Raw genomic sequence first — 26,041 nt, 5'->3', positions numbered from 1 at the left:
CGGAAAGCCTTGCTACGCCTGGTGCTGGAAAATTATGTCGCCAAACTTGGGTTTCGAAGTAAAAAAAGGTTATGATTTAGAAAGTGAAGGTTATAACGCAGGAGGCAGCGGTGAAGTTGGGACGATGGCGGACATCCCTGCCAGCGATCTATATCTCAACGGTGTTGCATTTGTCGTAAGCAGTGATTGGCCTGGCAAAAAGAAGATCAGCTTGGTTGGTCAGTTTGAATGGAATGTAGACACTACATGGAGACTTGTTGACAAAATGTCAATCGGTTATCCGACGACAAACCAATGGTATTGGAAGACAAGTAGCACCGGCGGCATAATGGGTTTTGAAAATCAAGTCTGCAACTTGTATAACCCCGGTGGCTGGGTTTGCGATGCTATACAATACACTCCATCTGATGCAACCAATGGAGCAGGTGTTGCCGGATCCTTTGACTTGGCCGGGGACTCTAACTATACTAAGGGGCATATTTCGCAATATGTGTACGTAGACTCAACAAAAACAGGCACTTCAAATGTACTTTTCCGTTATGGTCATAGGATTTACAGCGGCAATGTTTCGGTTGGATTATTTCCAGCAGGTTTAGCGGTTGAGCCGGGGTATTATACGGAAACCAGAGACTTTTGGATTACGTTTTCTTGGTAATTTACAAAAGGATGGTGGGGGGGGCACCCTACCATCCTTTATTAGGAGGCCCTGATGAAAACCATTCTGGTGTGGACACTGATCTCCATAATCGCATTTGCACTTCTTTATATGATCATCGGAAACTTGCTGGGTACCGGCGAGGAAGTATTCGTTGTTTCAATTATTTTGTTCATACAATTATCGCTTGTAATCGGACTTCTTATCCGGATTATAAAGAGACGATAAGGCGTTGCCCGCCTCGAAGTCCTCCGCGCAACGCTACCGAATCAAGACCCGTTGTCGAAGATTGATCATCAAAACCCTCCGGACAGCGAGCCCGGAGGGTTTTGCATAATCAATCTTCCAATATGTCCGGAAGGGCAACCCCTTCGTAATTCACTACCGTCAACATGCCGCCTTCCTTCCCGTCCTTGCCTGCCGTATGGTGCGGAAGGTGGCAGTGAAGCGGCCAATTGCCAGGATTGTCGGCTGTAAAAATCACATCGTAGGTTTCTCCCGGCGCGATATTGATCGTGTTGCCCGCAAATTGCGCCGACTCCTTGATCGGTACGCCGTCTTTGGCGATAACCGTGAAATTCTGGCCGTGCAGATGGATCGGATGACTTTGCATGCTGAGATTGCCGAGACGGATGAGCACCTTGTCGCCTTTTTTTACCGTGAGCGGGTCGGTTGATGGAAACTGCTTGCCGTTGAAGGTAAACAGGTTCCACATCATCGCTTCCGGGTTCACTTCATAGGTCCCCGGATCGATGTCCCCTCCCTTGGGATCATTCTTGTTCGGCATCATTTCCTTCGGACTGCCCGGATTGACCAGCTGCCATTGATTCAGGAGATGACCTTGATGCGGTCGCCGTTCTTCACCACGATCGTCGGCCCGGGGGAGCTGCCGTTATAGCCCCACGCTTCCATGAATACGCCCTTCGAAACCTCCTGCTTCACCTTTTCGGCGGTTAAATTGAAAACCTTGACGCCGTTTTCAACGGTATATCGAGCCAATGGCAGGTTGGGGGATACCGGTGTGACCGTCGCCGCCGGGGCGTTGTCTCGCTTCAGGTCCTTCGCCCAAGCGATTACATTCAGGCTGCCCGTGTCCGCAGCGATCCAGACAGTGGCAAGCAGCAGCGAGGAGAGAACGAACAACAGCGCTTTCCTGGTTGTTTTCAATAAAGCCGCCTCCTTTGGGTTTAAAAACTGCTTATCGTAGTTTTTATACCCCCGGCGCTTCCGGACAAAACTTCGATTGCTGCTAAGATACGGCATACCGACATGACCGTTCCGCAACAAAACATCCCCGCACTCCGCGTTTCACATCTGCACAGCGAACTTTATTGCAAGCTGCGGGCGATCGCCTCATAAAGCCTGCGCCATTGCGGCGATGCCGATTGCAGATGCGCAGGCGGCGCCCACTGCGGAATTTCCGCAGCGGGCGCCGCCTTCACGCCTTCGCTTCCAACGGCGGCCGGCTCAGGCGCATGGCGCTGCGCTTTGGCTTTTTTCTTCTCGCGTTTCCGTTTGGACATCCCGATGCCTCCCTGACCTAATCCCTTACCCACTCGCGGCGAAGCGCGAACAAGTCCCGCAACTCGCCTGTGGACAGCTCCGTAATCCAGTTCTCTCCCGCGCCGACGATCTGCGAAGACAGCCGTTTCTTGCGCTCGATCATCTCGTCGATCCGCTCCTCCAGGGTGCCGAGAGACACAAACTTGTGCACCTGCACCTCTCTCGTCTGGCCGATCCGGTAAGCACGGTCGGTCGCCTGCTCCTCAACGGCGGGATTCCACCACCGGTCGTAATGGAATACATGATTCGCCGCCGTCAGGTTCAATCCGGTTCCGCCCGCTTTCAGGGAAAGCACCAGCACGGAGTGGGAATCGCCGCCGCTTCCTGGAGTCCCGTTCCGCTGGAACCGCTCCACCATCCGGTCACGCTCCTCCTTTGACACGCCACCGTGCAGAAAATCGGCCCTTTCTCCATGCACGCGCTCAACCGCCGTCTGCAGCATGCGGCCCATCTCCACATACTGCGTGAAAATAAGACATTTCTGCTTCTCTTCGAGCAGCTCGCCGACCATCTCGTTCAGACGCTGCAGCTTAAGCGACCGTCCCAGCCATGACTCAAACGATTTCACGGACTTCATGCCGCCGGTATCCCCCGTTACTAGAGCCTCTTTCAAATAAAGAGCGGGGTGATCGCAGATCTGCTTGAGCTTGCCCAATGTCGCCAGGATGACGCCCCTTCGTTCCATCGGAGAAAGCCGGTCGAGCTGCTCCAGCATTTCCCCGAGCGCATTTTCGTACAAAGTGCCTTGCTCGGTCGTCAACGGAACATACACGCGGCTCTCGTTCTTCTCCGGCAAATTGAGTTGGATCGCAGAATCGTTCTTCATGCGCCGCAGCAGGAAAGGACGGACCAGCCGCTGCAGCCTCTCCGAGGTCTCCGCATCCTCCGACTTCTCGATCGGAGCGGCGTACCGCTTCTGGAAGCCGCCCAATGTCCCCAAATAACCCGGATTGATGAAATCGAATATCGTCCACAGCTCGTTAAGCCGGTTCTCGACAGGCGTGCCGGTCAAGGCAATCCGGTGCTCCGCCTGCAGATTGCGTATGGCGACCGATTGCTTGCCGTGCGGATTTTTGATGTTCTGCGCTTCGTCCAGACCGATTACGCTCCAAACGCGGCTGGACAGTTCCTGCTCGTCCAGCTGCGCAAGCGAATAGGACGTGATGATCAGATCCGTGCCGGGCAGCAGCTCCTGGAACGCTTCGCCCTTGGCGCGCCCGGGGCCGTAATGGAGATGCGCCCGCAAGGCGGGAGCAAACCGTTCGATCTCCTTCTGCCAGTTCCCCAGAACGGATGTCGGACAAATAAGCAGCCCCGGCGACACCAGCTCGCCGCTCTCCTTCAGGTACAGCAAATACGCGATAAACTGCAGCGTCTTCCCGAGACCCATATCGTCAGCCAGACATCCGCCGAAACCGATCCGCCTCAGAAAAAGCAGCCAGCGCAGCCCGTCCGTCTGATAGGGGCGCAGAACAGAGCCCAGACTCGAGGGAGCGGCAAGCGCGGGCCGCAGCTCCTGGCTGTGGAGCTGGTCAAGCAGCTGCTCCGTCTGCGCGTTCAACCGCACTTCCCAACGCACGGCCGGCTCCGGCTCCGGGTCCTTCAAGCCGGATGCCGGCTCCGCCAGGCTGCCGCCGAGATCGCCGGAACCGCCGCCGGCGTCCCGGTCCGGCGCACCGGCGGCGGTTCCCGCCTCCTCGTCCCTGCCGCCCGTGAGGAACATCTCCAGCACTTCCGCAAGCCGGAGCTCGCCCAATTTGCCGCGCCGCTGCAAAAACCGCTGCAATGCTTTTACCCAGCCGTCCCTAAGCGGCACCCATCTCCGGTGTATCCGCACAAGGCTCTTATTGGTTCTCAACGCTTCCCGAAACTCGCTTTCAGTCAGCTCGGAATCGCCGATCGCCACCTTCCAGTCGAAGGCAAGAAGCTGCTCCGGTCCCAACAGACCGGAGGGTGCGGCGGCCACCCTCAGCTGCGACACCACCCGGGGACGCTGCTTGAGCAGCTCCTCCCACCAGCGGGGAAGATAGACCGCTACCCCTTTGTCCGTCAGGCGGCGGCTTCCCTTCTCCAGAAACGAAAAGGCCTGTTCGCCGTCCATCTCCCAGGCAAAACCGTCGATTCCCATCCACTTTCGCCATCTGGCTTCCTGACGCTTGACGGCGTCCGGGGCGGCGGACAGCCATTCCGCCGGCGGTTGATCACCGTCCAGCGGTTTGCCTTCCGGCGTGCAGGCATGGAGGATGTGGGGACGCTCCCGATCAACCAGAATCGGCTGCAACCGCCACGGCGCCTCCTCTTCATCGGGTTCCTCAAGCCGCAGCCCAACCTGAAAGGGGAGCGTATCGGTACGGTAACCGATCCGCTCCCAATACTCCTGTTCATCCTCGCAGCCCTTTACGGACAATTGCCGACCGGCAAGCGGTTCCGCTTCCGGATAGACTTGGACGAGTCGGCTCCAAGCCGCTCCGGCCTCGCCCGGCGAGCCGATGATGGCTCTCAGGTACAGGTCAAGCTGCCGATCCAGCTCCGTCCACCCTGCCTGCCCGCACTCCGACGCGAAATCCGGATCCGGATGCTCCGGCCCGCCGCGCAGCAGCTTCCAGCAAATAACCGGGTTATCCTGTCCGTTTCTCTCGAATGAAGGAAAGTACCATCCCCGGGCAACCGCTTTGCCCAGGATGGCCGACAGCCTGCGGAAGCTCTCGATCCGGTCGCTCCATGCCACCGATGCGTGCAGCAGAACGGCGGGGTCGGCCCAATACCCGATCGCCTGCCGCAGCGGAAGCACGAAGCCGAACGCCTCTCCTTCCCGTCTCCACTCCAGCGCCGTACCGTAGAAGGATTCGGCATGCCAGGCAAAGAGCGCCGTCATCAGCCGATCCGAGCCGATCTTTTTCCCCTCTTCGTCCGTTCCGTATACCAAATAATCCCCGTTGCCCATTTGCAGGGCATCGATATGCAGCCGGCCAAGAAGCGTCACCGGATCACGCCCCCCTTCCGCATCTCCTCATGGAGCGCCCGCATCCGTGAATAACGCTCGAGGAGTTGGCCGGTATATTCCCGCCACCGCTCCGGCATTTTCGCCTTGCGGTACAATTTCTCCAATTGCCTCATGCCTCTGACCGCTTCCCGGTAGCTGTCCCGGTTTTTCCCCCGAATCCAGCGTTCCACGCTTTGATGAAAAACAGGCAGCAGAACCTGCGGCGCTTTCGCTTCCACTTTGCTGTAATGACTGGATTCATTCGGAGCTTCGCGCAGGGCGATATGCAGGTCCGCCCACCGCCGGTAATCCTCCATTTCGATCAGCGCCTCGGCATACAGGTCGAAAGAGTAGGGAAGCGCTTCGCTCATCGCCTCCAGCATGTCCTTTCGCCGCTCGTCCGTCGCCTCGGCCTCCGCCAGCTTGCGCCAGCAATCCAGGTAGTATCGGGACCCCATGCCCTCGTTCCGGTCGTAAGCCATGCGCGGGCGCAGCCATGCCAGCCACAGATGCAATCGGCTCCACTGCCGGGTTTCCGTATAAAGCTCCAAATAGTCATAAAACAGATAGACCATCGCCATTTCCGTTTCCGTGTGTCCGTCAAGGAAAGCCAGCGCAGCGGCGTCATTCTCCTCCAGCACGACCAAATGCGCGGCCGCGGCGATCCGGAGCATTCGCAATTCCCCATCCAGTCCCGGCTCATTCGCCGATTCCGCCAACCGTTCCCGCTCCCTTCTTCGCAGCTCCGGCTCAAAGGGAATATTCGTCCACACAAGACGGAATATAAACAGCCACCTGATCAAAGACTGTCTTTCCGATAAACCGTATTCGTCAATCATCACGCTCAGTCCCCGGGCATAGGCAAGGCAATCCTCCCGCATCGTCATCCCTTCCCGGTCCGTACCGCGCAGTTCCTCGGCAAACAAAACGATCAATTCATCCGACAACTCGCGAATACCGTAAAAACCGTATGCGCTTAACGCGAAGGTCCGATCCGCAAGACGCATCGCATAGAGCAAGGCATGCATCCGGTAAAGCGCCTTAAGCTGCATATCCGGCCAGTCTTCCGCATATCTCAGCAAATGCCGATCAACCGTTTGCAAAAAATGTTCCTTTTCCCCGCGGTATACGGGCAGCAGCTGCTCGAACTGGCGGTGCCACTTGCGGAATCCCCCGCCCGGCGCGGGCGTTTCGACCGGACCGGGCTTCGCTCCCGAAGCATCGGACTTGCCTGCCCGGCCGGCAGGCATGGGCGAACCGAAAAAGCTGCGGGCCGCAGCCGCCTTTGCCGGCGACGACGTCCCTTCCAGGCCGTACGCCTTCACGAAACGCCGAACGTCCAGACCTTCCTGCCGCAATTTCCAAAAAATCGCCGCAGCCATGTGGCTGCAGCTGCCCTTCGTGCCGCAGCTGCATCGGCTGTGAGGGAGGAAATCGAAGCGGATGCCCGTTTCTACCATGTCTCCGTCCATGACTATGGCCGTAAAGGTATGTTTATCTTTCCAATCTCCGACCACAACCTGCCCGCGCCCGTAGATGCCATATCCTTCCACGATCGCGAAAGGCAGCAGAAATCCCCGCAGCTGCGCCGCCATCTTCCTCTGATCCTCTTCCGTCCAGCTCTCTTTCAGAAACACGGACATAAACGGTCCTCCCTGCCAGGTGATGCTATTTGTCTATTATTATAGCAAATATGGCTGCATTGCAAACATCCGGCGCAATCACTCAGTTAAGCAGGGGCATCCCGGGAATGTCTTCCGCGTGCAAAGCGCATTTCCTACACCTTGTTTCGATCTTCGGAGACCGTGTCCGGATTAAGGTGCAAAATATACACCTAAATAACCTCATTTCGCTCAAATAAAATGGTTTTGTCGCAACAAGGTGCAGGTTTTGCACCTCAATTGGCATGAATCGCTGTTTTGGCACAAGTCAGGTGCAGGTTTTGCACCTTGTCCTTCCCCGTCACTGCCAATCAAAGAAAGAGTGGCCTTGATGACCATACGAAATTTAAACTTCCCAATCTTCCGACAAAAAGCCGCCGCATCCCTCAAGATGCGGCGGCTCCACGGTCAAGCGTATACGCGCTCCCTCGTGCGGAGCAGATCGGCCAAAAATACGAGCGCGAGCCCCTGCCCCCAGCCCTGCACCCGCTTGTGCGACACGCCTTTATAGCCTTCGGCATCGAACATGACGGCCGTTCCGGCCGACACGCCCTGCACCGCGCCATCCTCGCTTATGCGCCCCATTATGCCCTCAATCGCCTTGTTCACATACTTGTTGTACAACGAGCCCCGCGACAGCAGCCCGGCCGCGATGCCCGCCGACCCCGACGTTTCAGTATACGAGGCCGAATCCGTCAGCACCGTGTGCCACAGGCCGTCCTCCGCCTGCAGCCGAACGAGCGCGCTGAGCTGGTCCCGCAGCGAGCCTTCGATGATCATATAAGCGGGATCCGCCACATGGATGAGCGGCAGCGCCTTGGCCATCGTCAGCGCCGCCCACGAGTTGCCGCGCGCCCAGAAGATGCCCGACATGTGGTTTTGCGCGATGTTGTCCCAGCCGTGATAGTACAGATTCGTCGTGTCGTCCTGCAAATATTTTTCATGCCCGTGATACTGCCGCAGGCCGTCCCGCAAATAGGCCTCATTGCCGAACAAATGCCCGATCCGCACCAGGAACAGCCCCGCCATCATCATTGTATCGACCCACGCCTGCTCGGGGAACCGGTACTCCGCCGAATTGACCGTGTGCTGGAACACCCCTTCGGCAAAACGCGGCGCCTCATGCGTCAAATAATCCGCCATCTGCTGCGCGACCTCGAGATAACGCTTATCCTCGGCAAACCGGTACAGCGAGATCAACGCATGCCCGATCGATACGCCGTTGACGGACAGCTTCGGCAGCCCGTCCTCCAGCAGCTCGTCGACCCACGCCTTCAGCAGCTCCATATACTCCTTTTTGCCGGTCGCTTCATACGCCTCGCATACGCCGTAGAACGCGACGCCTCCCGGCCAGTCCCAGTTGAAATCCATCCGGAACGTCCGGTCGACGACCCGGTCGATCACCTGTCGAACCTCATTTTCATCAAATACCAGCGGCGGCATAAGTTCCGTTCCCTCCGTCTCCCGACCCGTATTAATAACCATCGCAAAGCCAGCTCCTTTACTTCAACCCGCTCGTGCTGATGCCTTCGACGATCTGCTTCTGGAAGGCGAAGAACACGGCCAGCACGGGCAGCAGACTGACGACCGACATCGCGAACATCGCGCCCCAGTTGGAGATCGTCTCCGCGTCCAGGTACATTTTCAGCGCCATCGACACCGGGTACATGCTGGGCTTGTTCAGGTACAGCACCGGTCCGAGCAGATCCTCCCATCTCCAATAAAAGGAGAAAATCGCGGCCGTCGCCATCGCCGGGGCGATCAGCGGCAGAATGATCCGGCAGAAAAGCTTGAATTTGCCGCAGCCGTCGATCGTCGCCGCCTCATCCATCTCCGCGGGAATTGTCCGGATGAACTGGATCATCAGGAAGATGAAGAACGGCGCGCCGAAATAGGCCGGCACGACAATCGGCTTGATCGAGTTCAGCCAGCCGAGCTTGGCGAACATAATATACTGCGGCACCAGCGTTACCTCGAACGGAAGCATCAGCGTCAGCATCATGAGCGCGAACCAGACGCCGCTGCCCTTGAATTTCAGCCGGGCGAACCCGAATGCGACCAGCGCCGACGAGAGCACGGCGCCGACCGTCGCCAGCACGACGAGCACGAGCGAGTTCCGGATGAACGTGCCGAAATGCAGCCCGCCGACGCCTTTCCAGCCGTCCACATAGTTCTCCCAAACCCATTTGTCTGGAATGAGCGTCCCCGAGGTGACGAATATCGTCTCGCTGACCTTGAACGAGCTCATGAACAGCCAGATGACGGGATACACCATCAGAAGGGCGCCGGCAGCCGCGACAAGATGATAGATCGCTCGGCGAAGCGGTTTCAGTCTCATGGCGGATCAACCCTCCTTCGATTCGTAGTGAACCCAGAGTCTCGATGTCAGGAAAAGCACGGCCGTCAATACCGCCACGATGATGAGCAGCACCCAGGCCATCGCCGACGCGTAGCCCATGTCGAAGAACACGAAGCCCTGCCGGAACAGATACAGCGAATACAGCAGCGTGCCGTCCAGCGGGCCGCCCTCGCCCTTGGAAATGATGTAGGCCGGGATGAACGTCATGAACGCGGCGATCGTCTGCATGATCGTGTTGAATAAAATAATCGGCGTCAGCATCGGCAGCGTAATGCTGAAAAACCGCCGGACGGGACCCGCGCCATCCACGTTGGCCGCTTCATACAGGGCACCCGGGATATTTTTCAGCCCCGCCAGAAAAATGAGCATCGACGAGCCGAACTGCCATACCGACAGCGTAATGAGCATCCACAGCGCGGCCAGCGGCTCGGCGAACCAGCGGACGCTGTCCAGGCCGATCACGTTCAGCGCGTTGTTGATGACGCCTTCGTCGCCGTACAGGTTGCGCCACATGATCGAGACGGCGACGCTGCCGCCGATGATCGACGGCAAATAGTATATGGTACGGTATAACCCGATTGCCTTCGAAGCCGTGTTGAGCAGCATCGCGATCATCAGGGCGAACGCCAGTCTGAGCGGCACGCCGATGAACACGTACAGAAAGGTGACCTTCACCGATTTCCAATATTTCGCGTCGGTCGTAAACATGTTGGAGTAGTTCTCGAGCCCGGCCCATGCAGGGGCAGTGAACAGGTCATAATCGGTGAAAGACAAGTACAGCGAAGCGACGATCGGAAAAGCGGTGAAGATGACAAACCCGAAAATGAAAGGACTGATGAACGCGTACCCGGCCAGATTGTTTTTCCAGGCCATTCTCATGCTTTCCAACTCCTATTCCCCAAAAAGTGAAGCTTGACTCCGCAGCTTATCCGTATACTTTTCGGAGACCCCGATTATAAGACCGACCGGCAATGGCGCGGCGGCGGGCCGGAGCACCCGCCGCGCCGCCGCCGTCCGTTACTTGTTTTTCGCCAGGATGGCGTTCGCTTCGCTGCGGAACCGTTTCGCCGCGTCTTCGGGCGATAGCTTCTGGAAGTCCATCTCTTCGGTGACCGTTTTGAACAGGGCGATAATTTCGGCCGCGCCGACCGGATCCGGCGGATCCATCGGGCTGCTGTTTTCCTGCGCCCATGCTACGTAATCGAACACCTGCACCTGGGCCGGATCGAGCGTCGGCTTCACGGCCTCGATGACCTTGGCGCTGACCGGCACGCCGCGGTCGCCTTTGATCAGCTTATTCGCTTCGATGTCGTTCACCCAGAAGTCGATGAATTTCGCCGCTTCTTCTTTCACCTTGGAGTTTTTCGAGATCGAGAAGTACATGGACGGCTTCAGGTACAGCCCTTTCTCGCGGTTCGGACCCGGCATATGCGCCATCTCGAGCGGACGGTTCGCCACCTGCTGAATGCCGACGAACTGGTTCGTCCACTGCCAGATGCCGATTTGCTGGCCTTTGACGACCAGATCGTCCTCCAGGCCTTTCACTTGCGCCTTCACGTCAGGCGTCGGCGTATCGCCGTCTTTTACCAACCGGGCAAGGGGAGCGAAGAAGTCGACGAACAGTTGATCGTCCTCATAGCCGAGTGCCGTTCCTTCCGCGTTGTACAGGTTTTGGCCCTTGGTCCTCAGGTAGTAGCCGAAAAACACTTCGGGACGGAAGCCGCCGTCGAAATAAAGGCCCGCTTCCTTCGCTTTGCCGGCCAGGGTGTAGTAGTCGTCCCACGTCCAGTTGTCGTCCGGCTTGTCGATGCCGAGCTTCTTCAGCAGCTCCGGATCGTATTGGAAGTTGACGGCATTGACGCCGATGTTGAAACCGTATAACGCGTCGCCGAGCTTGCCGCCGGCAATGGCGTTCTCGGAGATGTCCGCAACCTGGATCTGGTTCCCGATGTAAGGCGTCAGATCCTCAAGCTGGCCTTTGCCGCCGTATTGGGACAGGTACGAAATATCCATTTGCACGATGTCCGGGAGCTCGTTGGCCGCCGCTTGCGGCGCAAGCTTTTTCCAGTAGTCGTCGAAATTCGCGTATTCCGCTTCAATCTTGACGTTCGGATATTTCTGCCGGTACATTTCGATCACTTTCAGCGTATAGTCGTGACGCGGCTGCGATCCCCACCAGGCTATGCGAAGCGTAACCGGCTCCGGCTCCTTGTCCTTTTCGGCATTGCCGCCGGCATTCGCGCCTCCGTTCGCCGCACCCTGCGTTTCGTCTCCTGCGCCGCCTCCATTGCCGCCGCTGCTGCCGCAAGCCGCCAGGGTAAACACGAGCGTCAATGCGAGCAGAAGCGTTGCCCACTTTTTCATCGGTACGAACCCCTTCCCAATCCGTTATGATAAGGCTTACAACACCTATTATTAGGGAAAACGATGCTGGCCGGAATGCAATTTTCCGTGCTGTTTGTTCAAAAAACAGAGCCAAATTCAAAGTGTCTTCTTGTAGTCGGACGGCGAGCAGCCGGTATGCTTTTTGAACACCTGGCTGAAATACTGCGGATTGTCACCGAAGCCGAGCCGCTCCGCCAGCTCGTAAACCTTCACATCGTCGGCCTGCTCGATCATTTCAATTGCTTTCTCCATCCGCAGACGGGTGACATAATGGGAAAATTTCTCGCCGGTTTCTTTTTTGAACAGCTTGCCGAGGTAGTCGGGGTTCATGAACAGCACATCTCTCGCCACCCCGTGCAGCGAAAGCTCCGGGTTGCCGATTTGCTCGAGCACGCAGGCCGTAAGCCGGTCGACAATGTCGGAATGCTTGCTGCGGTGAAGCTCGAAGTTGGCTTCGCAAATGCCGCGCACGGCGCCGGTGATGAACTCCTTCAGCGACTGCAGCGTGTCCATCTCGTCGAGCAGCGCCAAAGCCTTCAGCCGCTCGCCCAGCATCGCCGGATCACCCTGCCGCACACAGGCGACATAGAGCGGGATCGCATACGATTTCGCCACGGCCGTATCGAGCCTGAGCGACGCCAAAGAATCGAAGATATGCTCCAGCTCCGTCTCCACTACGTCCCATTGGCCGGATTTTACTTGCAGGCACAACTGCTCCTCATCGTACGGAAATTCGTCCGGCTGCGAACCGGAGGCCGCTTCGATATCTTTTTTCGTAATCAGGCTGCCTTCGCCCAGATAAAACCGGTATTCCAGACATTGCAGCGTCTCCCGGTACATCCGGCGCGCTTCGGTTATGTCTCCGGGCTCGCTTAACGCAGCCGTCGCGTCCAGCCTGTAATAGCGTCCGAACGTATGCTTGATTTCCGCGATCAGCCCGTACAGCAGGTCGAGCTCGCCGTCGTCCCGGATCAGCAGCAGCACCTGCTTGCCGATCGTCGTGCCGAGCAGGAGGCTGCCGCCGAGCAAATCCTCCGCTATGTTTTTCAATGCAAACATGTGCTCATAATCGAAGTCGCCTTCCACCTCATACAGCAGCAGCCTGACCCGGCCGCTCTCCAGCGGGATGCCGAACAGCTCGGAGAAACCGTCCCAGTCCCTCCGCCCGTACGTTTTGTTGGTGACGAGCTCCTTCAGGAACTGCTCGCGCGCATGCGGCAGCACCTTCTTGAGCTCCTCCTCGGTGGCGCGGATGAATTGGTCCCGGCTCAGACGGCTGTTCAGCACGTCGACGGTTTCCTTAAGCGCGGCCGCGATCGCCTGCTCGTTGCACGGCTTCACCAGATAGTGCTTCACGCCGCACCGCATCGCGGTGCGCGCATAATCGAAATCGCTGAACCCCGACAGCATGATGAACTCGATATCGGGATCGGCTTCTTTGACCTGTTCGACCAGCTGCAAGCCGTCCATCCCCGGCATCCTGATATCCGTGATGACGATATCCGGCCGCTCCTGGTCGATGAACGCTTTTGCCTCCAGGCCGTTGCGGGCCGTTCCGATCAGAGTCGCGCCGCACTTCCTCCAATTCACGATGGCCGAGATCCCCTCGAGAATGATCCGCTCATCGTCTACCAGAAGCACCTTATACATGTCCTTGTTCCCCCGTTTCCTTCGGCAGCCGAAGGCGGACAACCGTCCCCTCCCACCGTCGGCTCTCGATATCCAATCCGTAGGGCTCCCCGAACAGCAGCTTGATCCGTTCGTCGATGTTGCGCAGTCCTACGCCCGACCCCTTGGGCTTGACGTCGCCCGAGCGCAGCCGCTCCAGTATCGCTTCATCCATCCCCGGCCCGTTGTCCGTAACCGTCAGCTCGATCAGCTCTCCCGCGTCCCTGGCTTCCACCCGGATCATGCACGTTTCGGTCATCCGCTCCATCGCGTAGTTGACGGCGTTCTCGACGAGCGGCTGGATCGACAGCTTCGGAATCGTGATAGGCTGCAGCCCGTCCGGCACTTCCAGCCGGAAATCGAGCCGCTCCTCGAAGCGGATTTTCTGAATGTTGATGTAGTGCAGCACGATGTCCAGCTCCTGCTTCAGCGGCAGCAGCGGCTCCTTCAGATTGATCGAGCTGCGCAGCAGGAAGCCGAGCGACTCCACCATGCTGGAAATATGATGCTGGCCGGCGATCTTCGACGACCAGTTGATCGTTTCGAGCGTGTTGTACAGAAAATGCGGGTTGATCTGCGCCTGCAGCGCTTTGAACTCCGACTCCCTCATCGCCAGCTGCTTGACGTAGTCCTCCCGGATCAGCTCGTCGATCCGTTGCAGCATGATCCGGAAGTTCCGGTGGAGCTGGCCCGCTTCGTCCATCGGCATAGAGCGGTCGTCGGAGTCCTCCTCGTAGGTGAAGTTGCCCAGCTGCACCCGCTTCATTTTCGCGTTAAGCCGCTCGATCGGATGGGTGATGCCTTTGGCAAAGCGAAACGCGAACAGGAGGGCCAGCAGGAATAAAGCCGAGAACAACAACAGGGTCAGTGTCCTGACGCCGGCGATCCGGTTGAAAATGTCATCGTATGGAATGAGCGTCACATACGTCCATCCGGTATAGGCGGAAGGCAGGTAGGTGATAAAAAACCGCCTGCCGTCCATCTCAATCACCTTGTAGCCTTTGGCGTCGGTCATGTACGGGTAAAGCTTTTGGCCGGATACGGCCGGATCGGCCGGAGCCGCGGGATCGGCGGGATAAACGACCCGCCGTCCCTGCACGATCAAGAAATCGCCGCTGCCGTCGACCGTGCTGCCTGTCAGGTCGGCCATCAGCCGGTCCATGTCGATTCGGACGGACACGACGCCGAGCTTCTCCAGGCTGAGTCTGTCGTACGCGCGAATCTGCCTTGCAGCCGACAATGTCCCGTCTTCCTCATTCGGTAAAATCCACGTATTCCCGCCTTGCATGGCCGCGGTTTGCTCGCTCAGCACCGCAATTTGCCTGTCCGAATACGCAACGGCCGCGCGCCCGACGAAATATTCGACGCCGTAGTAATCGATCATCTGGACGGAGCGCACATACTTGTCCAATCCGCCCAGCACGACGAACCGCTCGCGAATGTCGGCCGCCGCCACGAACCGGTCATAGTTGCTTCCGCCCCGCTTGATCGCCGTCAGCCGCTTCTGAATGACCTCGTCCGTGGCCATCCGGTACGATTGCTGCTGCACCTTTCTCAGCTCATTCTCGATGTTGACCGACGTCTGGTTGAGCGCGATCGACGACTGCTCATAAATTTCACGGTCGTAAACCTGAAAAGCATACTGCTGCACCGCCACGATCAGCACGCCCACGGTCGCCATGACCGCCGTAATCAGCGCAAGCAGCTTATATTTAATGCGCAAGTTTTGATAAAGCGTTTTCACATCGGGCAAAAGAAAAACCTCCTGGCGCCTTGCGGGTTACCGTCCATTGTAGCAGAAACGGCAAGCCTTGGGCATAAGGAGGGAGCAATTCATATATAGGTTAATTTGAGAGGACGGTCCCGTGTTCCAGCCGTTTTCTGCCGGCTCCTGCCGGTTCTAGCCGTGAAATCGGACTAAAGCCTCGATCTGCACCGCCTGCCCTGTGCGAATCGACTTGTTCGCCGCAATGCCGGTCAGAATCGATCGCGCGCCGTCCGTGTGGTCGGCCGAGCGGTTGAAGCGGTCCTCCGCCGGCACGCCGAAAATATCGTTCAGCAGCACGGGGTCCCCGCCGCCGTGTCCGCCTGCCCCTTCCCCGACTTCAACCTCATACGGCACGCCGAACATCGGATAGACGATGATCGATTTATCCTTCAGCGCCCCTTCGAGCGACTTGTCTCCGCCGGAGTTGACGTACGAACGCTCGACGATCTGCATTTCGATCCGGCCCTTGGTGCCGTTGAAAGCGATCCGATAACCTTCCCACGGCAGGTAGGCGTTCAAGGAGTAGGTCAGGATCGCATTATTCTTGTACCGGACGAGCACGCCCATCGTATCCTCGATGCTGATGCCGTCGCCGAACACGCTCTGGTCCCGGCGGTAGCCGTCCTCATGCTCGGCGTCGAGGTACATCGCCTTCAGATGCGCATTGTCGTCGAGCGGCAGCGCGAACGGGTCGTCCTTGGCGTTCGGATTGCCGGTCGCCCGCTCATAAAAGCGGGTTTCGCCCCGCAGCTCCGCATTCTCGCGGCCGTAGTACAGCAGGTCGCCGAACGCGAACACCGACTCCGGCTGCGAGCCGATCCAGAAGTTGACCAGATCGAAGTGATGCGTCGACTTATGCACGAGCAGACCGCCGCTGTTGCGCTTGTCCCGGTGCCACCGCCGAAAATAATCGGCGCCGTGCTGCGTATCCAGCAGCCATTCGAAGTGAACGGACGTGATGCGGCCGATCGCGCCCTCCATAATAAGCTCGCGCGCCTTCGTATGATGCGGCGCATAGCGGTAATTGAACGTGACGCGCACCTTGCGCCCGGTGCGTTCCACGGCATCCAGAATCTCCTGGCATTTCTTCTCGTCGACGGTCATCGGCTTTTCGGTAATGACGTCGCAGCCGAGCTCCATCGCCCGGATGATATACGTATGGTGCGTCCGGTCGACGCTTGTGACGATGACCGCGTCGGGCTTCTCCGCCTCGATCATCGTGTCGAACGCATCCGGTGTGTAGGTCCGGACTGCCGGATAGTCGTATTTCTCGCGCAGCAGCCTGTTGGCATACTCCATTCGCGTCCGGTTAATATCGCAGAAGGCCGTGAGCTCGGACGTCTCGCGAAAATCCTTCGCTATCGCCCCGTAGAAAAATTCGGCTCTTCCGCCCGTGCCGACCAAAACATATTTCTTTTTGTTCCCCATCACTGTCACTGCTTCAGCCTCCCGTTAGCGTTCCGTTATGCTTCGCTTAACTTTCGCATTCAGCTTAGCGCAAAGAAACGGGATTTTCGCCGCAATAATTGACTTCTTGACTCAGACCCCGCATAATTTGCGATAATGGATGCCGGGAGGAGGCTGCCGGGTATATGGCCGACCGCTTGATTTTCGAGCCGGAGGGCTCGTTATTTTCAATAGAGCACATCAAACGCACCGGTCCTTTCCGGATGCACACCGACCACTACCATAACTTCTATGAGATGTATATGCTGCTGTCCGGGGAAAGGCGCTATTTTATAAGGGACCGCTCTTATTTGATCCGCGAGGGCGATCTCGTGTTCATTAACCGCCAGGACCTGCATCAAACCTCGGATGCGGGCTCACCGTCGCACGAGCGGATCGTCATCTATTTCTATGAATCGTTTCTGCGGCAATCGTTCCGGTCGGAAGCCGATCTGCTGCTCGCCCCTTTCAAACGGGACAACCCGGTCTATCGGCTGGAGGTAAGGGAGCGGCTGCAGGCGGCGGCGCTGGCCAACAAGCTCCTGCACGAGATGAGGCACCGCGAGCCCGGCTGCGAGCTGGCGATCCGGCAGGCCGTTGTGGAGCTTCTGCTGCTCACGGCACGCCATTCGGAACGGCAGAATGAGGCGCAGGAGCCTCTTGACACCCCGCTGTACCGCAAAATGTCGGACGTCGCCCGTTACGTAAACGGGCATTACGCCGAGGAGCTGTCGCTGCCGGCGCTTGCCGAGCGATTCCATATCAGCCCGTATTACTTGAGCCGCATGTTCCGGCAGGCGACCGGCTTTACGCTGAACGAGTACGTCAACATCACGCGTATAAAAGCGGCGGAACAGCTGCTGAGGGAGACGGATATGAGCGTCATCGATGTGTCCGCGGCGGTCGGATACAATAATTTCTCGCATTTCGGGAAGACGTTCAAAAAGCTGGCGAAGGTGTCGCCGCGGGACTACCGGAAATCGCGGTAATGCGCCAAGCTAGCAGCCGCTATCGCCCTTTGGCGATGGCAAGACCAAGGGCACTTCGCGTCCTTTGACGCAGACGAGCCCACGCCCCCTTCTCACCTGTGCGCCGACGAGCCCCATATCCCCCTCCTCACCATTGACGCCGATGAGCCGCGCCCCCTTCTCACCTGTGACGCTGACGAGCCCACGCCCCCTTCTCACCTGTGCGCCGACGAGCCCACGCCCCCTTCTCACCTGTGCGCTGACGAGCCCCAGATCCCCCTCGCCGCTGGCTAGAAAAATAGGGAAGAAAGTTCACTCCGAGTGAAGTGATTTCTCTATTCAAAAGCCCGGAAGTACATGAAACCGTTATTAGTAAACTTCGTTCCCTAATAATGACCTGAATTTCGCTAATAGAGAAAAATGTTCCCTATTCCCCCGGTTTCAGGTCTGGTTACAAAATTATTGGGATCTCTTTTCCTTATTAATGAACAACTTTCCCTAAAAATGATTAGGTGCACGGAGATAGCCTATCGGCCTATCGGCCGTACAAAAAATGGCCGCTCCATCGCCGGGGCGTTGGAACAGCCATGTGCTCGCACATATTTCATTTGCCGATTTGCGGACATTACGTGAAATTACTACGATGGCTCGGCCAGCTGCCGGTGTTGCAGTTCCCTGCGAAGCAGTTCGATAAAATCTCCAGGTATTCCGGCTTGCACCGCATCCGAATAAACGGACAAAAGCTGTTCATCGTTCAACGATTCGAGCGCTGATGTTCTACGTGTAACTTCGCTGTTTTCCGGCATCTGCTCATCACCGCTTTCCGACATGGACGGCAAAGGTACTGCACGCCATGAACATTTTTGACTGCTTGAGCTAAGGATACCATAATGCAGCCCGGTTCGGCGGACCGGTTTCATCATTTAAATCCCTCTTTACAACTCAAAGCCATTGAATATAATGTCAACTCATGCAAGAAGACCCGTCCTTTTCAGGTCGGGCCCTCTTGTTTTCTTGACTCGAGTATTCGTTTGATTTTTGGAGCGTTGGATTCCGAAACGGTGGCGTAAGCGGGAAGATTGCCAAACCGGACAACCTTGAGATCCTTGTCATAATCGGTTATGTTCTTCAAGTTCACCACATTCGAGCGGTCCAATCGTTCAAAACCTGAGTTTCCATAGGCGGCGAGAACGTCGGACAGGCTGGCTGGATAAATGAACTCGCCTGCTGCGGTTTGGACGGATATCGTATTTTTGTAGCTAGAAAAATACAAAATATCCTCCTCGCGGATTTCAACGGAATCCCCGTCCTGGTTCAACACTCTCATTCCTCTTACGCTCCGTTCCCTTTCAATTACTTCCGGAGTTCTTTCGGCGGTTGCGGGCTATGAAAGTACGGTTTCAAAATGGATACAAATGCAACCGAACATTTAGCCAATACGGAAGATGCAAATCGTGCCGCTGCCTTTTTCATGGTTTATCTCTCCTCCCGAATGGAATTATTGTTAAGGACTGCACAAAAAAGGCGAATCCTATAACGGCAGAACCGATTAAAAAATTACTTGCTACGAGGATTACAGAGAGTGTCTTCAGATAGGGAAAAATTTTACTCGGTATATGCACACTGGGATCCGGACTCGGTGCAAACATTAACATGATTGAAAGCGATAGCATGTTCATAATAAGCAAAATATTGCCGGAAATAGAGGCCGCAATGATCGGCACCCCCACGCATAATAAGATGGAAACGATATTGCACTGCCATGCCTCTGACAAGTGTCGTCCCCCGGAAGCCATTCGCATAATAACCAAAGCCGCTAAGGTGATTAAGGTTTCCTGATAACGACCCGTTAGCCAACCGACAACAAGAGAGACGGTAACAATAAACAACGTATTTAGTATAATTGAAAGAGCATATTGCATAACCTCAATAGAACTCGTATGATCAGGGTCTGCATTTTTAATAGCCCTGGCAATTTTAAAGGATATACTATCCATAGTCTTCCATATCCTTTTTGTACGATATATAAAGATAGGCGGATAAAATTATGGCATACCCTATTGGAAAAACGTAGAAGAAAGTCGAATAGTGCGTAACGAAATATAAAGCTACCGATAATATGCCTAATGCAGGCAAGTTAAGCGCGAAGAGAATAATATCCCTTCTTCGCAATTGAAGTTTTCCTCTAGGTTTGTCAGGCACAAAAATAAATCCGAGACGTTTACGATGTATGTAGCCGCCAATCAAGAAAGCGGTAAGCGCGGAAAGAGTCTGCATCAGGTAAGTACTTATGTCGGAAATAAGAGGAACTCCTTCGTTGAGGCCTCCCAAAAGGACCAAGAGAAAATAATACATTGTTTGAATCAACATATAGATTTGATAAGCCATTCCCGTCAGTATAGTTGCGTAGAAAATATGAATTCGAAACAGCATCCACATAAACGAGAGCATTAGCGAGGCCTGAATCATGACGTCGACATAAGGGAGTTGGTATTCCGCTCTAAGGACATAAGAAATAAACGCCATGATCGTGCTGGCAAATATAAATTCTTTTACCATAATGTCGATTTTGAAAATTCGAAAGATCATATAAAACATGGCGCAGACTTCCAATATGGAGAAGCCCATGTACAGCACGATGTCCATTCAGACACTCCCGTCGCTCAAATTCGACAGCTTTTTACCATTTACTATATCTCATGGCAATCCAATAGACAATAGGGTAACCAGGATATAATGCCTAATTCAACTTAAGCTATGCCTTCATAATATCCCGATGACGATGGCAAAAGACTGCCTCCAAGTGAATCTTGAGAGACAGCCCTTCGCCAAACGCGTGTATTCAATTCTCCGCCCTCTGAACCAAATACCGATAGCTGATCGCCAGGCTTTCGAACGGGTCGCGCAGGCATTCGTCCTGCTCGACGACGTACCATTCCGTACCGATCGCCCGGCATGCATCAAGAATCGCGTCCCAATTCATGTTGCCTTCGCCGATTTCGGCGTAGACTTGCTTATCCTGCACGACGGCCATGTCTTTCAGATGCACCACTTTCATGCGGCCCGCCAGCTTGCGCACCCATGCGGCGGGATCCGCCCCGCCGGCTTGGGCCCAATAAGTGTCGAGCTCGAAGTGAAAATCGTTCCTGTCCGTACCCTGCAGCAGCAAATCCATCCCCGTCGAACCGCCGCCGTATTTCTCGAACTCAATTTTGTGATTGTGATAGATGAACTGCAGCCCCTCCTCCTGCAGACGATGCGCAACCTGCGCAATATCTTTCGCAAACGCCGCATATCCCTCCCGGCCTGCTTGCAGAAACTGCGCCGGCATCATACCGAGGCCTACGTAACGGCAGCCCCACATCCTGTGCTCCTCAATCACTGCGTCGAGCTCATCCTTCAATCGACCGTAGCCTACATGCGTAGCGCAAATGCCGAGCCCATGCCGTTCGGCGGAAGCCTTGACGTCGGCCGGGGCGATCGGGCCGATGCCCGAAACCTGCACCGCCCGGTAGCCGATCGCCGCCACCTTCGCCAACGTCCGGTCCAACTCCTCCGCCGTCCTTGCATAATCGCGCAGCGTGTACAGTTGTGCCGCGATTTGGCTTTTTCTCATGCGTCGTCTACCCCCAACCTGAATTCAACCGGACCCTACTCCTTCTCCCCCACTTTCGCACGCTGTAACACGCAAAATCCCGCTTCCCGCGACCGAAACCGTACAGCCGCCCCCCTACCCTACTCCACCCGTACCGCCTGGGCTTGCGCGTGCAGGCACAACTCCGCCGCCTTGAAGGCGTGCTCCTGCGTCATCGCATGCTCCGTCCGGTTCAGGCAATCCAGAATCAGCCGGCCGAAGAAAGGGAACCCGACCTTGCCCGCCAGCTCCAGATGCCTTTCACCTTCACCATTCACAAGATACAAATGGTCGCCGGCCCCCGAGCGCGCGATATCGATATACTTGCGCAGCTCAATATAGCCCTCCGTGCCGAGTATGACCGTGCGGCCGTCCCCCCATGTGCCGAGGCCGTCCGGCGTCAGCCAGTCGACGCGAAAATAATTCGTCGCCCCGTTATCGCCCGCGAGCGTCGCGTCGCCGTAATCCTCTAGCTCCGGATAGTCCTTGCTCCGGTAATTGGCCACCTTGCTGTGCACGACCTTCGCGTCCCGGCAGCCGGCGAAGAACAGAAACTGTTCGATCTGATGGCTGCCGATATCGCACAGGATTCCGCCATAGGCTTCCTTCCGAAAAAACCATTCGGGCCGCGAAGGCGCGTTCAGCCGGTGCGGGCCCAGCCCGAGCACCTGCACGACGCGCCCGATGGCGCCGTCCGCCACCAGGTCGCCGGCGTGGATCGCGCTCTCCACGTGCAGCCGTTCGCTGTAGTACACCATGTATTTGCGCCCGGTCGCCGCCGCCGTCTCCCGCGCCGTCCGCAGCTGGTTCAACGTCGTAAACGGCGTTTTGTCCGTAAAATAATCCTTCCCGTGCTTCATTACCCGCACGCCCAGCGGTCCCCTGTCCGAAGGAACGGCAGCGGCCGCGATCAAATGAATATCCGGATCCTGCAGCAGCTCCTGCTCGGACGCCTCCGCCCGGACACCCGGGTAGGCCTCCACAAACCGTGCAACCTTGTCCGGGTCCGGATCATAGACGCTCGTCAACGTGCCGCCCGCTTCAATCAATCCGTTGCACATGCCGTATATATGCCCATGCTCCAAGGCGGTCGCGGCAAACCGGAACTCGCCTTTCCCGACAACCGGCCGCGGCTTGCCCTGCGGCGCGTAATTCATGCCGTCCGCCCGCGTCATACGCCGCCACCTCCGGCTGCGGACGCCGCACCCGACCTGACAGCACGCGATTGCTCGATCCGTTTCCGAAGCTCCATATAGAACCGCTCTTCATCGATCGGGAAGTCGACCCAGCCGTCCGTCCACGTCGACAGCAGCATGGCATTGGACAGCATCAACCCGTGAATGCCGTCTTCACCTGGCGCGACAAGCGGTGTACCCTGCAGAACGGCGTTCGTCCAATCCTGCATAATCCCCGGATGCTGCGGTCCTTCTCCCGCTTCCACCGGCACGTCAACCGGAGAGCATTCCGGACTTCCGAAGCCGCCCCGATACGTCGCATTGAACTCGGGCTCGGACATCCCGAGCCGCCAGAATGAAAGCTTGCCTTGCTCGATAACGATTTTGCCGCGCGTGCCGGCCGCCTCGAACCGATTCGTTCCCGGCGCCTCCGCTGTCGTCGCGATAAAGACGCCGGTGCCGCCGTTCTCATATTCCACGTAAGCCGTTACCTCGTTCTCCACTTCGATGTTGCGGTGCTTCCCGAAGTGGCAGAAGGCGCGCAGTCTTTTTGGCTTCAAGCCGGTCGTCCAATGCCACAGGTCAAGCTGATGCGGGCACTGATTGATCAGCACGCCGCCGCCTTCCCCTTCCCAAGTCGCGCGCCAGCTTCCCGAATCATAGTAACTCTGTGACCGGTACCAATCCGTAATAATCCAGTTCGTACGCCGCACTTCCCCGAGCTCGCCGGACCGCACCAACTCGCGCAGCTTCAGATACATCGGGTTCAACCGCTGGTTGTACATGATGCCGTACACTTTGCCGGAAGCGGCGGCCGCTTCGTTCATTTCGCGGACCTGCTTCGTATATACGCCGGCCGGCTTCTCGATCAGCACATGAAGCCCCTGTGCGAATGCGCGGAGCGCCAGCGCCGGATGATCGTAATGCGGCGTAGCGATCAGCACCCCGTCGACAGTGCCCGATGTGAACAGCTCATCCGCATCCGTGAACCGCGCAATTTCTCCCCCAAGCTGCTCCTTCGCCCAATCCAGCCGCTCCTTCCCTGCATCGCAGACCGCGGCCAGCACCGCTCCCCGGATTTCCCCCTCGGCCAGCGCCTTCGCGTGAACCGAGCCCATATTGCCCAGACCGACCACACCAACCCGAAATGAATGCATCCCCGCTCCACCTTTCCGTGCGTATCACTCACGCTAGAATGCGTTTCCAAAATACTGCATCCATCGTAGCATGACTCCCCGCCGGATTTCTTTCATGTCGTAGCCCTTCGGTCGTCCTCACTTGACTCTGATTGACGTATTGCCTGCGAACACCGTCCAGACCCGCCATCCCGAAAAAGCGGGCGATGTGCTACAATAGGCGGTATATAGAAGCTTTTACCGGCGGGGTGACCGATGACTCTGAGCGATAAATATCATTTGCCTGTTGAGGCGATGCGCAATTGGGAGCAATATCCGGATGCCGCGTTTCATTCCCATTCCCACTACGAAATCTACTATTTCCACGGCGGCTCGTGCACCTACCTGATCGGCGGCCGGATCTGGACGCTTGCGCCCGGCGACCTGATCCTCATGCACGGCATGACGCTTCATTCGCCCAAGATCGACTGCCGGCAGCCTTATGACCGGACGATCGTCCATTTCGAGCCCTCCTTCGTTTCCGGGATGATGCGGCCTCCATTCACCCTGAACCTGATGGCTCCTTTTCAGGAGCTCGGCAACACCAGGCTTCGGCTCCAAGGCGCGGACAAAGAGCATATCGAAGCGCTGCTCGACACGCTCTGCCATCTATATCAACGCGAGGATTCGCTTGCTTACAACCGGTTCCTGATCGTTTTTCTCGATTTGCTGCATACGATTTACGAGCTTTGCGCGGACCGCGAGCCGCAGATCGCCGAGCCCGCCGGGGTCAAGGAGCAAAACGTACAGAAGATTGCGGCCTACATCGAAGCCAACTATATGCAGGACATTCATCTGGACAAGCTGGAACGGGAGCTTCACCTGAACCGGTTTTATATGACGAAAATATTCAAAGAGGTGACCGGCTTCACCATTTTCAACTTTCTGTACCACCGCCGCATCAACCAGGCCAAAATCCTGTTCCTGCTCGATGCCGGCAAAACGGTGACGGAGGCCTGCTACGAGACCGGCTTCAAGCACCCGTCGCATTTTACGCGCGCGTTCAAGGCCTTCGCCGGCATGACCCCCGAAGCATACAAAAAGACGCTGCCGCGGCAGCGTCCTTGAGCACGAGGTTCACCGACGGCGCGCAGGCGGGCTATAGCGCGACCCGCTCCGATCCGTCCTTCTGCCGGTCGAAGGCAAAATAATGTTTCGCATTGAAATAACCGATGTTCCGCACCATGCCGCCCAGCAGCTCGAAGTCGTCCGGCGCCTCGTTGTTGCGCGACGCGTTCATATGATACTGCATGGCCCAGCCCCGATCGGCGTACAAGCGTCCGAGGATCAGCAGCAGTCCGTAAGACGTCACCGGCATCCCGGCCGCCTCCTCCAGCTTGCGGATCCACGGGCCGAACGTTGGCCGACGCAGCTCGAGCCCCTTGTCCGGACGGAAGGACGGCAGCACCTTGACGCCGAAATCCGGCAGCTCCCTGATTTAGCTGCCAGGAAGTACTACAGAAGGAGAGGCAGTACGTTGTAAAGTTAACGTTCCTTCATATAAAGCCGTCATCGTTCCAGTACTTTACGGCAAGGGGGTTCGCTTCGTTTATTTCCAATCCGTGTACAGATCGGTTCTCCGGTCGCGCCACGTGGTGACGGAGCCGCGCTCCCGCACCTCGTACAGCAGCTGCAGGTCGATGTCGGCGGTCACGATCATGTCGTCGTTGATCTCGCCCTCGACGACGATGCCGCGCGGCGGAAAAGGGATGTCGTTCGGCGATATAACCGCCGCCTGGCCATAATTGCCGCGCATGAAATCAACCGTCGGCAGCGAGCCCACCGTCCCCGTCGTCACGACATACACCTGGTTCTCGATCGTGCGCGCATGAGCCGTGTACCGCACTCGGTGGAATCCGTGCCGGTCGTCGGTGCACGACGGGCAGAAAATGACGTCCGCCCCTTTGGCGCGCGCCATCCGGACGATTTCCGGGAACTCGATATCGTAGCACGTCAGCATCGCGATCGTGCCTTTCGCAGTTTCAAACACATTCAGCCCTTCGCCGGGCGCCATGTTCCACTCGTTCACTTCCGTCGGCGTGATATGCAGCTTCGGCTGCTCCGCCACCCTGCCGTCCGGATAGAACAGATGGGCGGTGTTGTACAGCTTGCCGTTCCGGCGGACAACGTGCGTGCCGCCGATGATATGCATGCCGGTCCGTTCGGCCAGCGAGGTGAACAGCTCCAGATAGCGTTCGGTGAAGTCCGGCAAGCCCTCGATGCCGAGCACCCGTCCTTCCGCATCCCCGATCGACATGAGCTGGGTCGTGAAAAATTCGGGGAACAGCACGAACTCCGCCCCGAACTCCTCGGCCGTTCTCACGTAATGGTCGCATTGACCGGCGAACGCCTCGAACGAATCGATCGTATGCAGATGGTATTGTACGGCAGATACTCTTATTTTCATGGCGCGTGTCCCCTTTTGTTCCCATGTTCTAATTGTGTGCTGTGATTCTCTGTGTGTGATTCTCTGTGTGTGATTCTATGTGTGTGATTCTATGTTGTGCTTCCGGTTCAACCGGCTTCAGGAGCTATTGTCAATGACCCCCACTTAACTATCGTTTGAAGTGGGAGCTTGTGACTACCCGATCGTGCAGCGTC

The 26,041-nt window shown here is 57.0% G+C and carries 24 protein-coding genes; 3 read left to right on the top strand and 21 right to left on the bottom strand.

The genetic code is table 11. The annotated features are described in order from the left end of the window. Window positions 1–655 (top strand): hypothetical protein (locus RWM61_RS15905; protein WP_314002540.1); only part of this gene is annotated, 655 nt, incomplete at its 5' end. A 337-nt stretch (window positions 656–992) separates the two neighbouring features. Here the strand turns inward: RWM61_RS15905 and RWM61_RS15900 are convergent. The 12 genes from RWM61_RS15900 to RWM61_RS15845 all read right to left on the bottom strand — a co-directional run bounded on the left by RWM61_RS15900 (window position 993) and on the right by RWM61_RS15845 (window position 16,470). Then, a complete protein-coding gene (locus RWM61_RS15900) occupies window positions 993–1,442 on the bottom strand; it encodes a multicopper oxidase domain-containing protein (RefSeq protein WP_314002538.1) in 450 nt (149 codons plus the stop codon). Between the two features lie 41 nt (window positions 1,443–1,483). Continuing rightward, a complete protein-coding gene (locus RWM61_RS15895; RefSeq protein WP_314002536.1) occupies window positions 1,484–1,822 on the bottom strand; it encodes a multicopper oxidase domain-containing protein in 339 nt (112 codons plus the stop codon). A gap of 161 nt (window positions 1,823–1,983) precedes the next feature. After that, complete coding sequence (locus RWM61_RS15890; protein WP_314002534.1) at window positions 1,984–2,178, bottom strand: hypothetical protein; 195 nt, start codon at window positions 2,176–2,178, stop codon at window positions 1,984–1,986. Between the two features lie 17 nt (window positions 2,179–2,195). Continuing rightward, complete coding sequence (locus RWM61_RS15885; protein ID WP_314002532.1) at window positions 2,196–5,201, bottom strand: DEAD/DEAH box helicase; 3,006 nt, start codon at window positions 5,199–5,201, stop codon at window positions 2,196–2,198. Further along, a complete protein-coding gene (locus RWM61_RS15880) occupies window positions 5,198–6,844 on the bottom strand; it encodes a hypothetical protein (protein ID WP_314002530.1) in 1,647 nt (548 codons plus the stop codon). The genes RWM61_RS15885 and RWM61_RS15880 overlap by 4 nt, the downstream gene beginning before the upstream one ends. 426 nt (window positions 6,845–7,270) lie before the next feature. Beyond that, window positions 7,271–8,305 carry a glycoside hydrolase family 88 protein gene (locus RWM61_RS15875; protein WP_314002546.1) on the bottom strand — a complete coding sequence of 345 codons (1,035 nt, stop codon included), beginning with the start codon at window positions 8,303–8,305 and terminating at the stop codon, window positions 7,271–7,273. A 58-nt stretch (window positions 8,306–8,363) separates the two neighbouring features. Beyond that, window positions 8,364–9,200, bottom strand: coding sequence for a carbohydrate ABC transporter permease (locus tag RWM61_RS15870; RefSeq protein WP_314002527.1), 837 nt, complete (start codon window positions 9,198–9,200; stop codon window positions 8,364–8,366). A gap of 6 nt (window positions 9,201–9,206) precedes the next feature. Continuing rightward, entirely contained in the window at window positions 9,207–10,100 is an 894-nt protein-coding gene (locus tag RWM61_RS15865; protein WP_314002525.1) for a sugar ABC transporter permease, read from the bottom strand. A 138-nt stretch (window positions 10,101–10,238) separates the two neighbouring features. Then, the gene (locus RWM61_RS15860) at window positions 10,239–11,585 is read right to left on the bottom strand and encodes an extracellular solute-binding protein (protein ID WP_314002523.1); all 1,347 of its coding nucleotides are present in this window, start codon (window positions 11,583–11,585) and stop codon (window positions 10,239–10,241) included. Between the two features lie 117 nt (window positions 11,586–11,702). Further along, window positions 11,703–13,256: a response regulator transcription factor gene (locus RWM61_RS15855; RefSeq protein WP_314002521.1), complete on the bottom strand. Its 1,554-nt coding sequence runs from the start codon at window positions 13,254–13,256 to the stop codon at window positions 11,703–11,705. Next, window positions 13,249–15,018: a sensor histidine kinase gene (locus RWM61_RS15850; RefSeq protein ID WP_314002545.1), complete on the bottom strand. Its 1,770-nt coding sequence runs from the start codon at window positions 15,016–15,018 to the stop codon at window positions 13,249–13,251. The genes RWM61_RS15855 and RWM61_RS15850 overlap by 8 nt, the downstream gene beginning before the upstream one ends. Before the next feature lie 156 nt (window positions 15,019–15,174). Then, complete coding sequence (locus tag RWM61_RS15845) at window positions 15,175–16,470, bottom strand: Gfo/Idh/MocA family oxidoreductase (RefSeq protein ID WP_314002542.1); 1,296 nt, start codon at window positions 16,468–16,470, stop codon at window positions 15,175–15,177. Window positions 16,471–16,634: 164 nt separating this feature from the next. Here RWM61_RS15845 and RWM61_RS15840 point away from each other — a divergent pair, with 164 nt between their 5' ends. Then, window positions 16,635–17,477 (top strand): helix-turn-helix domain-containing protein, encoded by an 843-nt coding sequence (locus RWM61_RS15840; RefSeq protein ID WP_314002519.1) that lies wholly within the window; start codon window positions 16,635–16,637, stop codon window positions 17,475–17,477. Window positions 17,478–18,094: 617 nt separating this feature from the next. Here the strand turns inward: RWM61_RS15840 and sda are convergent. From sda to RWM61_RS15805, 7 genes are all read right to left on the bottom strand, one after another. Next, a complete protein-coding gene (gene sda, locus RWM61_RS15835; protein ID WP_314002517.1) occupies window positions 18,095–18,379 on the bottom strand; it encodes a sporulation histidine kinase inhibitor Sda in 285 nt (94 codons plus the stop codon). Window positions 18,380–18,447: 68 nt separating this feature from the next. Continuing rightward, entirely contained in the window at window positions 18,448–18,783 is a 336-nt protein-coding gene (locus RWM61_RS15830) for a LytTR family DNA-binding domain-containing protein (RefSeq protein WP_314002515.1), read from the bottom strand. A 142-nt stretch (window positions 18,784–18,925) separates the two neighbouring features. Further along, on the bottom strand, window positions 18,926–19,453 hold the full coding sequence (locus RWM61_RS15825; RefSeq protein WP_314002513.1) for an accessory gene regulator B family protein: 528 nt from the start codon (window positions 19,451–19,453) through the stop codon (window positions 18,926–18,928). Continuing rightward, a complete protein-coding gene (locus RWM61_RS15820) occupies window positions 19,446–20,102 on the bottom strand; it encodes a hypothetical protein (protein ID WP_314002511.1) in 657 nt (218 codons plus the stop codon). Before RWM61_RS15820 ends, RWM61_RS15825 begins: the two co-directional genes overlap by 8 nt. 196 nt (window positions 20,103–20,298) lie before the next feature. Continuing rightward, entirely contained in the window at window positions 20,299–21,072 is a 774-nt protein-coding gene (locus RWM61_RS15815) for a sugar phosphate isomerase/epimerase (RefSeq protein ID WP_314002509.1), read from the bottom strand. 119 nt (window positions 21,073–21,191) lie between these two features. Further along, window positions 21,192–22,265: a Gfo/Idh/MocA family oxidoreductase gene (locus tag RWM61_RS15810; RefSeq protein WP_314002507.1), complete on the bottom strand. Its 1,074-nt coding sequence runs from the start codon at window positions 22,263–22,265 to the stop codon at window positions 21,192–21,194. Further along, window positions 22,262–23,422, bottom strand: a complete 1,161-nt coding sequence (locus RWM61_RS15805) for a Gfo/Idh/MocA family oxidoreductase (RefSeq protein WP_314002505.1) — start codon at window positions 23,420–23,422, stop codon at window positions 22,262–22,264. The genes RWM61_RS15810 and RWM61_RS15805 overlap by 4 nt, the downstream gene beginning before the upstream one ends. Window positions 23,423–23,656: 234 nt before the next feature. Between RWM61_RS15805 and RWM61_RS15800 the strand changes: the two genes are divergently transcribed. After that, window positions 23,657–24,508 (top strand): AraC family transcriptional regulator, encoded by an 852-nt coding sequence (locus RWM61_RS15800; protein WP_314002503.1) that lies wholly within the window; start codon window positions 23,657–23,659, stop codon window positions 24,506–24,508. A 31-nt stretch (window positions 24,509–24,539) separates the two neighbouring features. On the opposite strand, the gene RWM61_RS20335 is transcribed toward RWM61_RS15800, so the two are convergent. Both RWM61_RS20335 and RWM61_RS15790 read right to left on the bottom strand, forming a co-directional pair. Continuing rightward, a complete protein-coding gene (locus RWM61_RS20335; protein WP_399538813.1) occupies window positions 24,540–24,869 on the bottom strand; it encodes a glucuronate isomerase in 330 nt (109 codons plus the stop codon). 120 nt (window positions 24,870–24,989) lie between these two features. After that, window positions 24,990–25,847, bottom strand: a complete 858-nt coding sequence (locus RWM61_RS15790) for a carbon-nitrogen hydrolase family protein (protein WP_314002501.1) — start codon at window positions 25,845–25,847, stop codon at window positions 24,990–24,992. Window positions 25,848–26,041 lie beyond the last annotated feature (194 nt).

This window comes from uncultured Paenibacillus sp. (genome assembly GCF_963515335.1).
GTDB lineage: Bacteria > Bacillota > Bacilli > Paenibacillales > Paenibacillaceae > Paenibacillus_I.
This window is presented reverse-complemented; position numbering and strand designations above follow the sequence as displayed.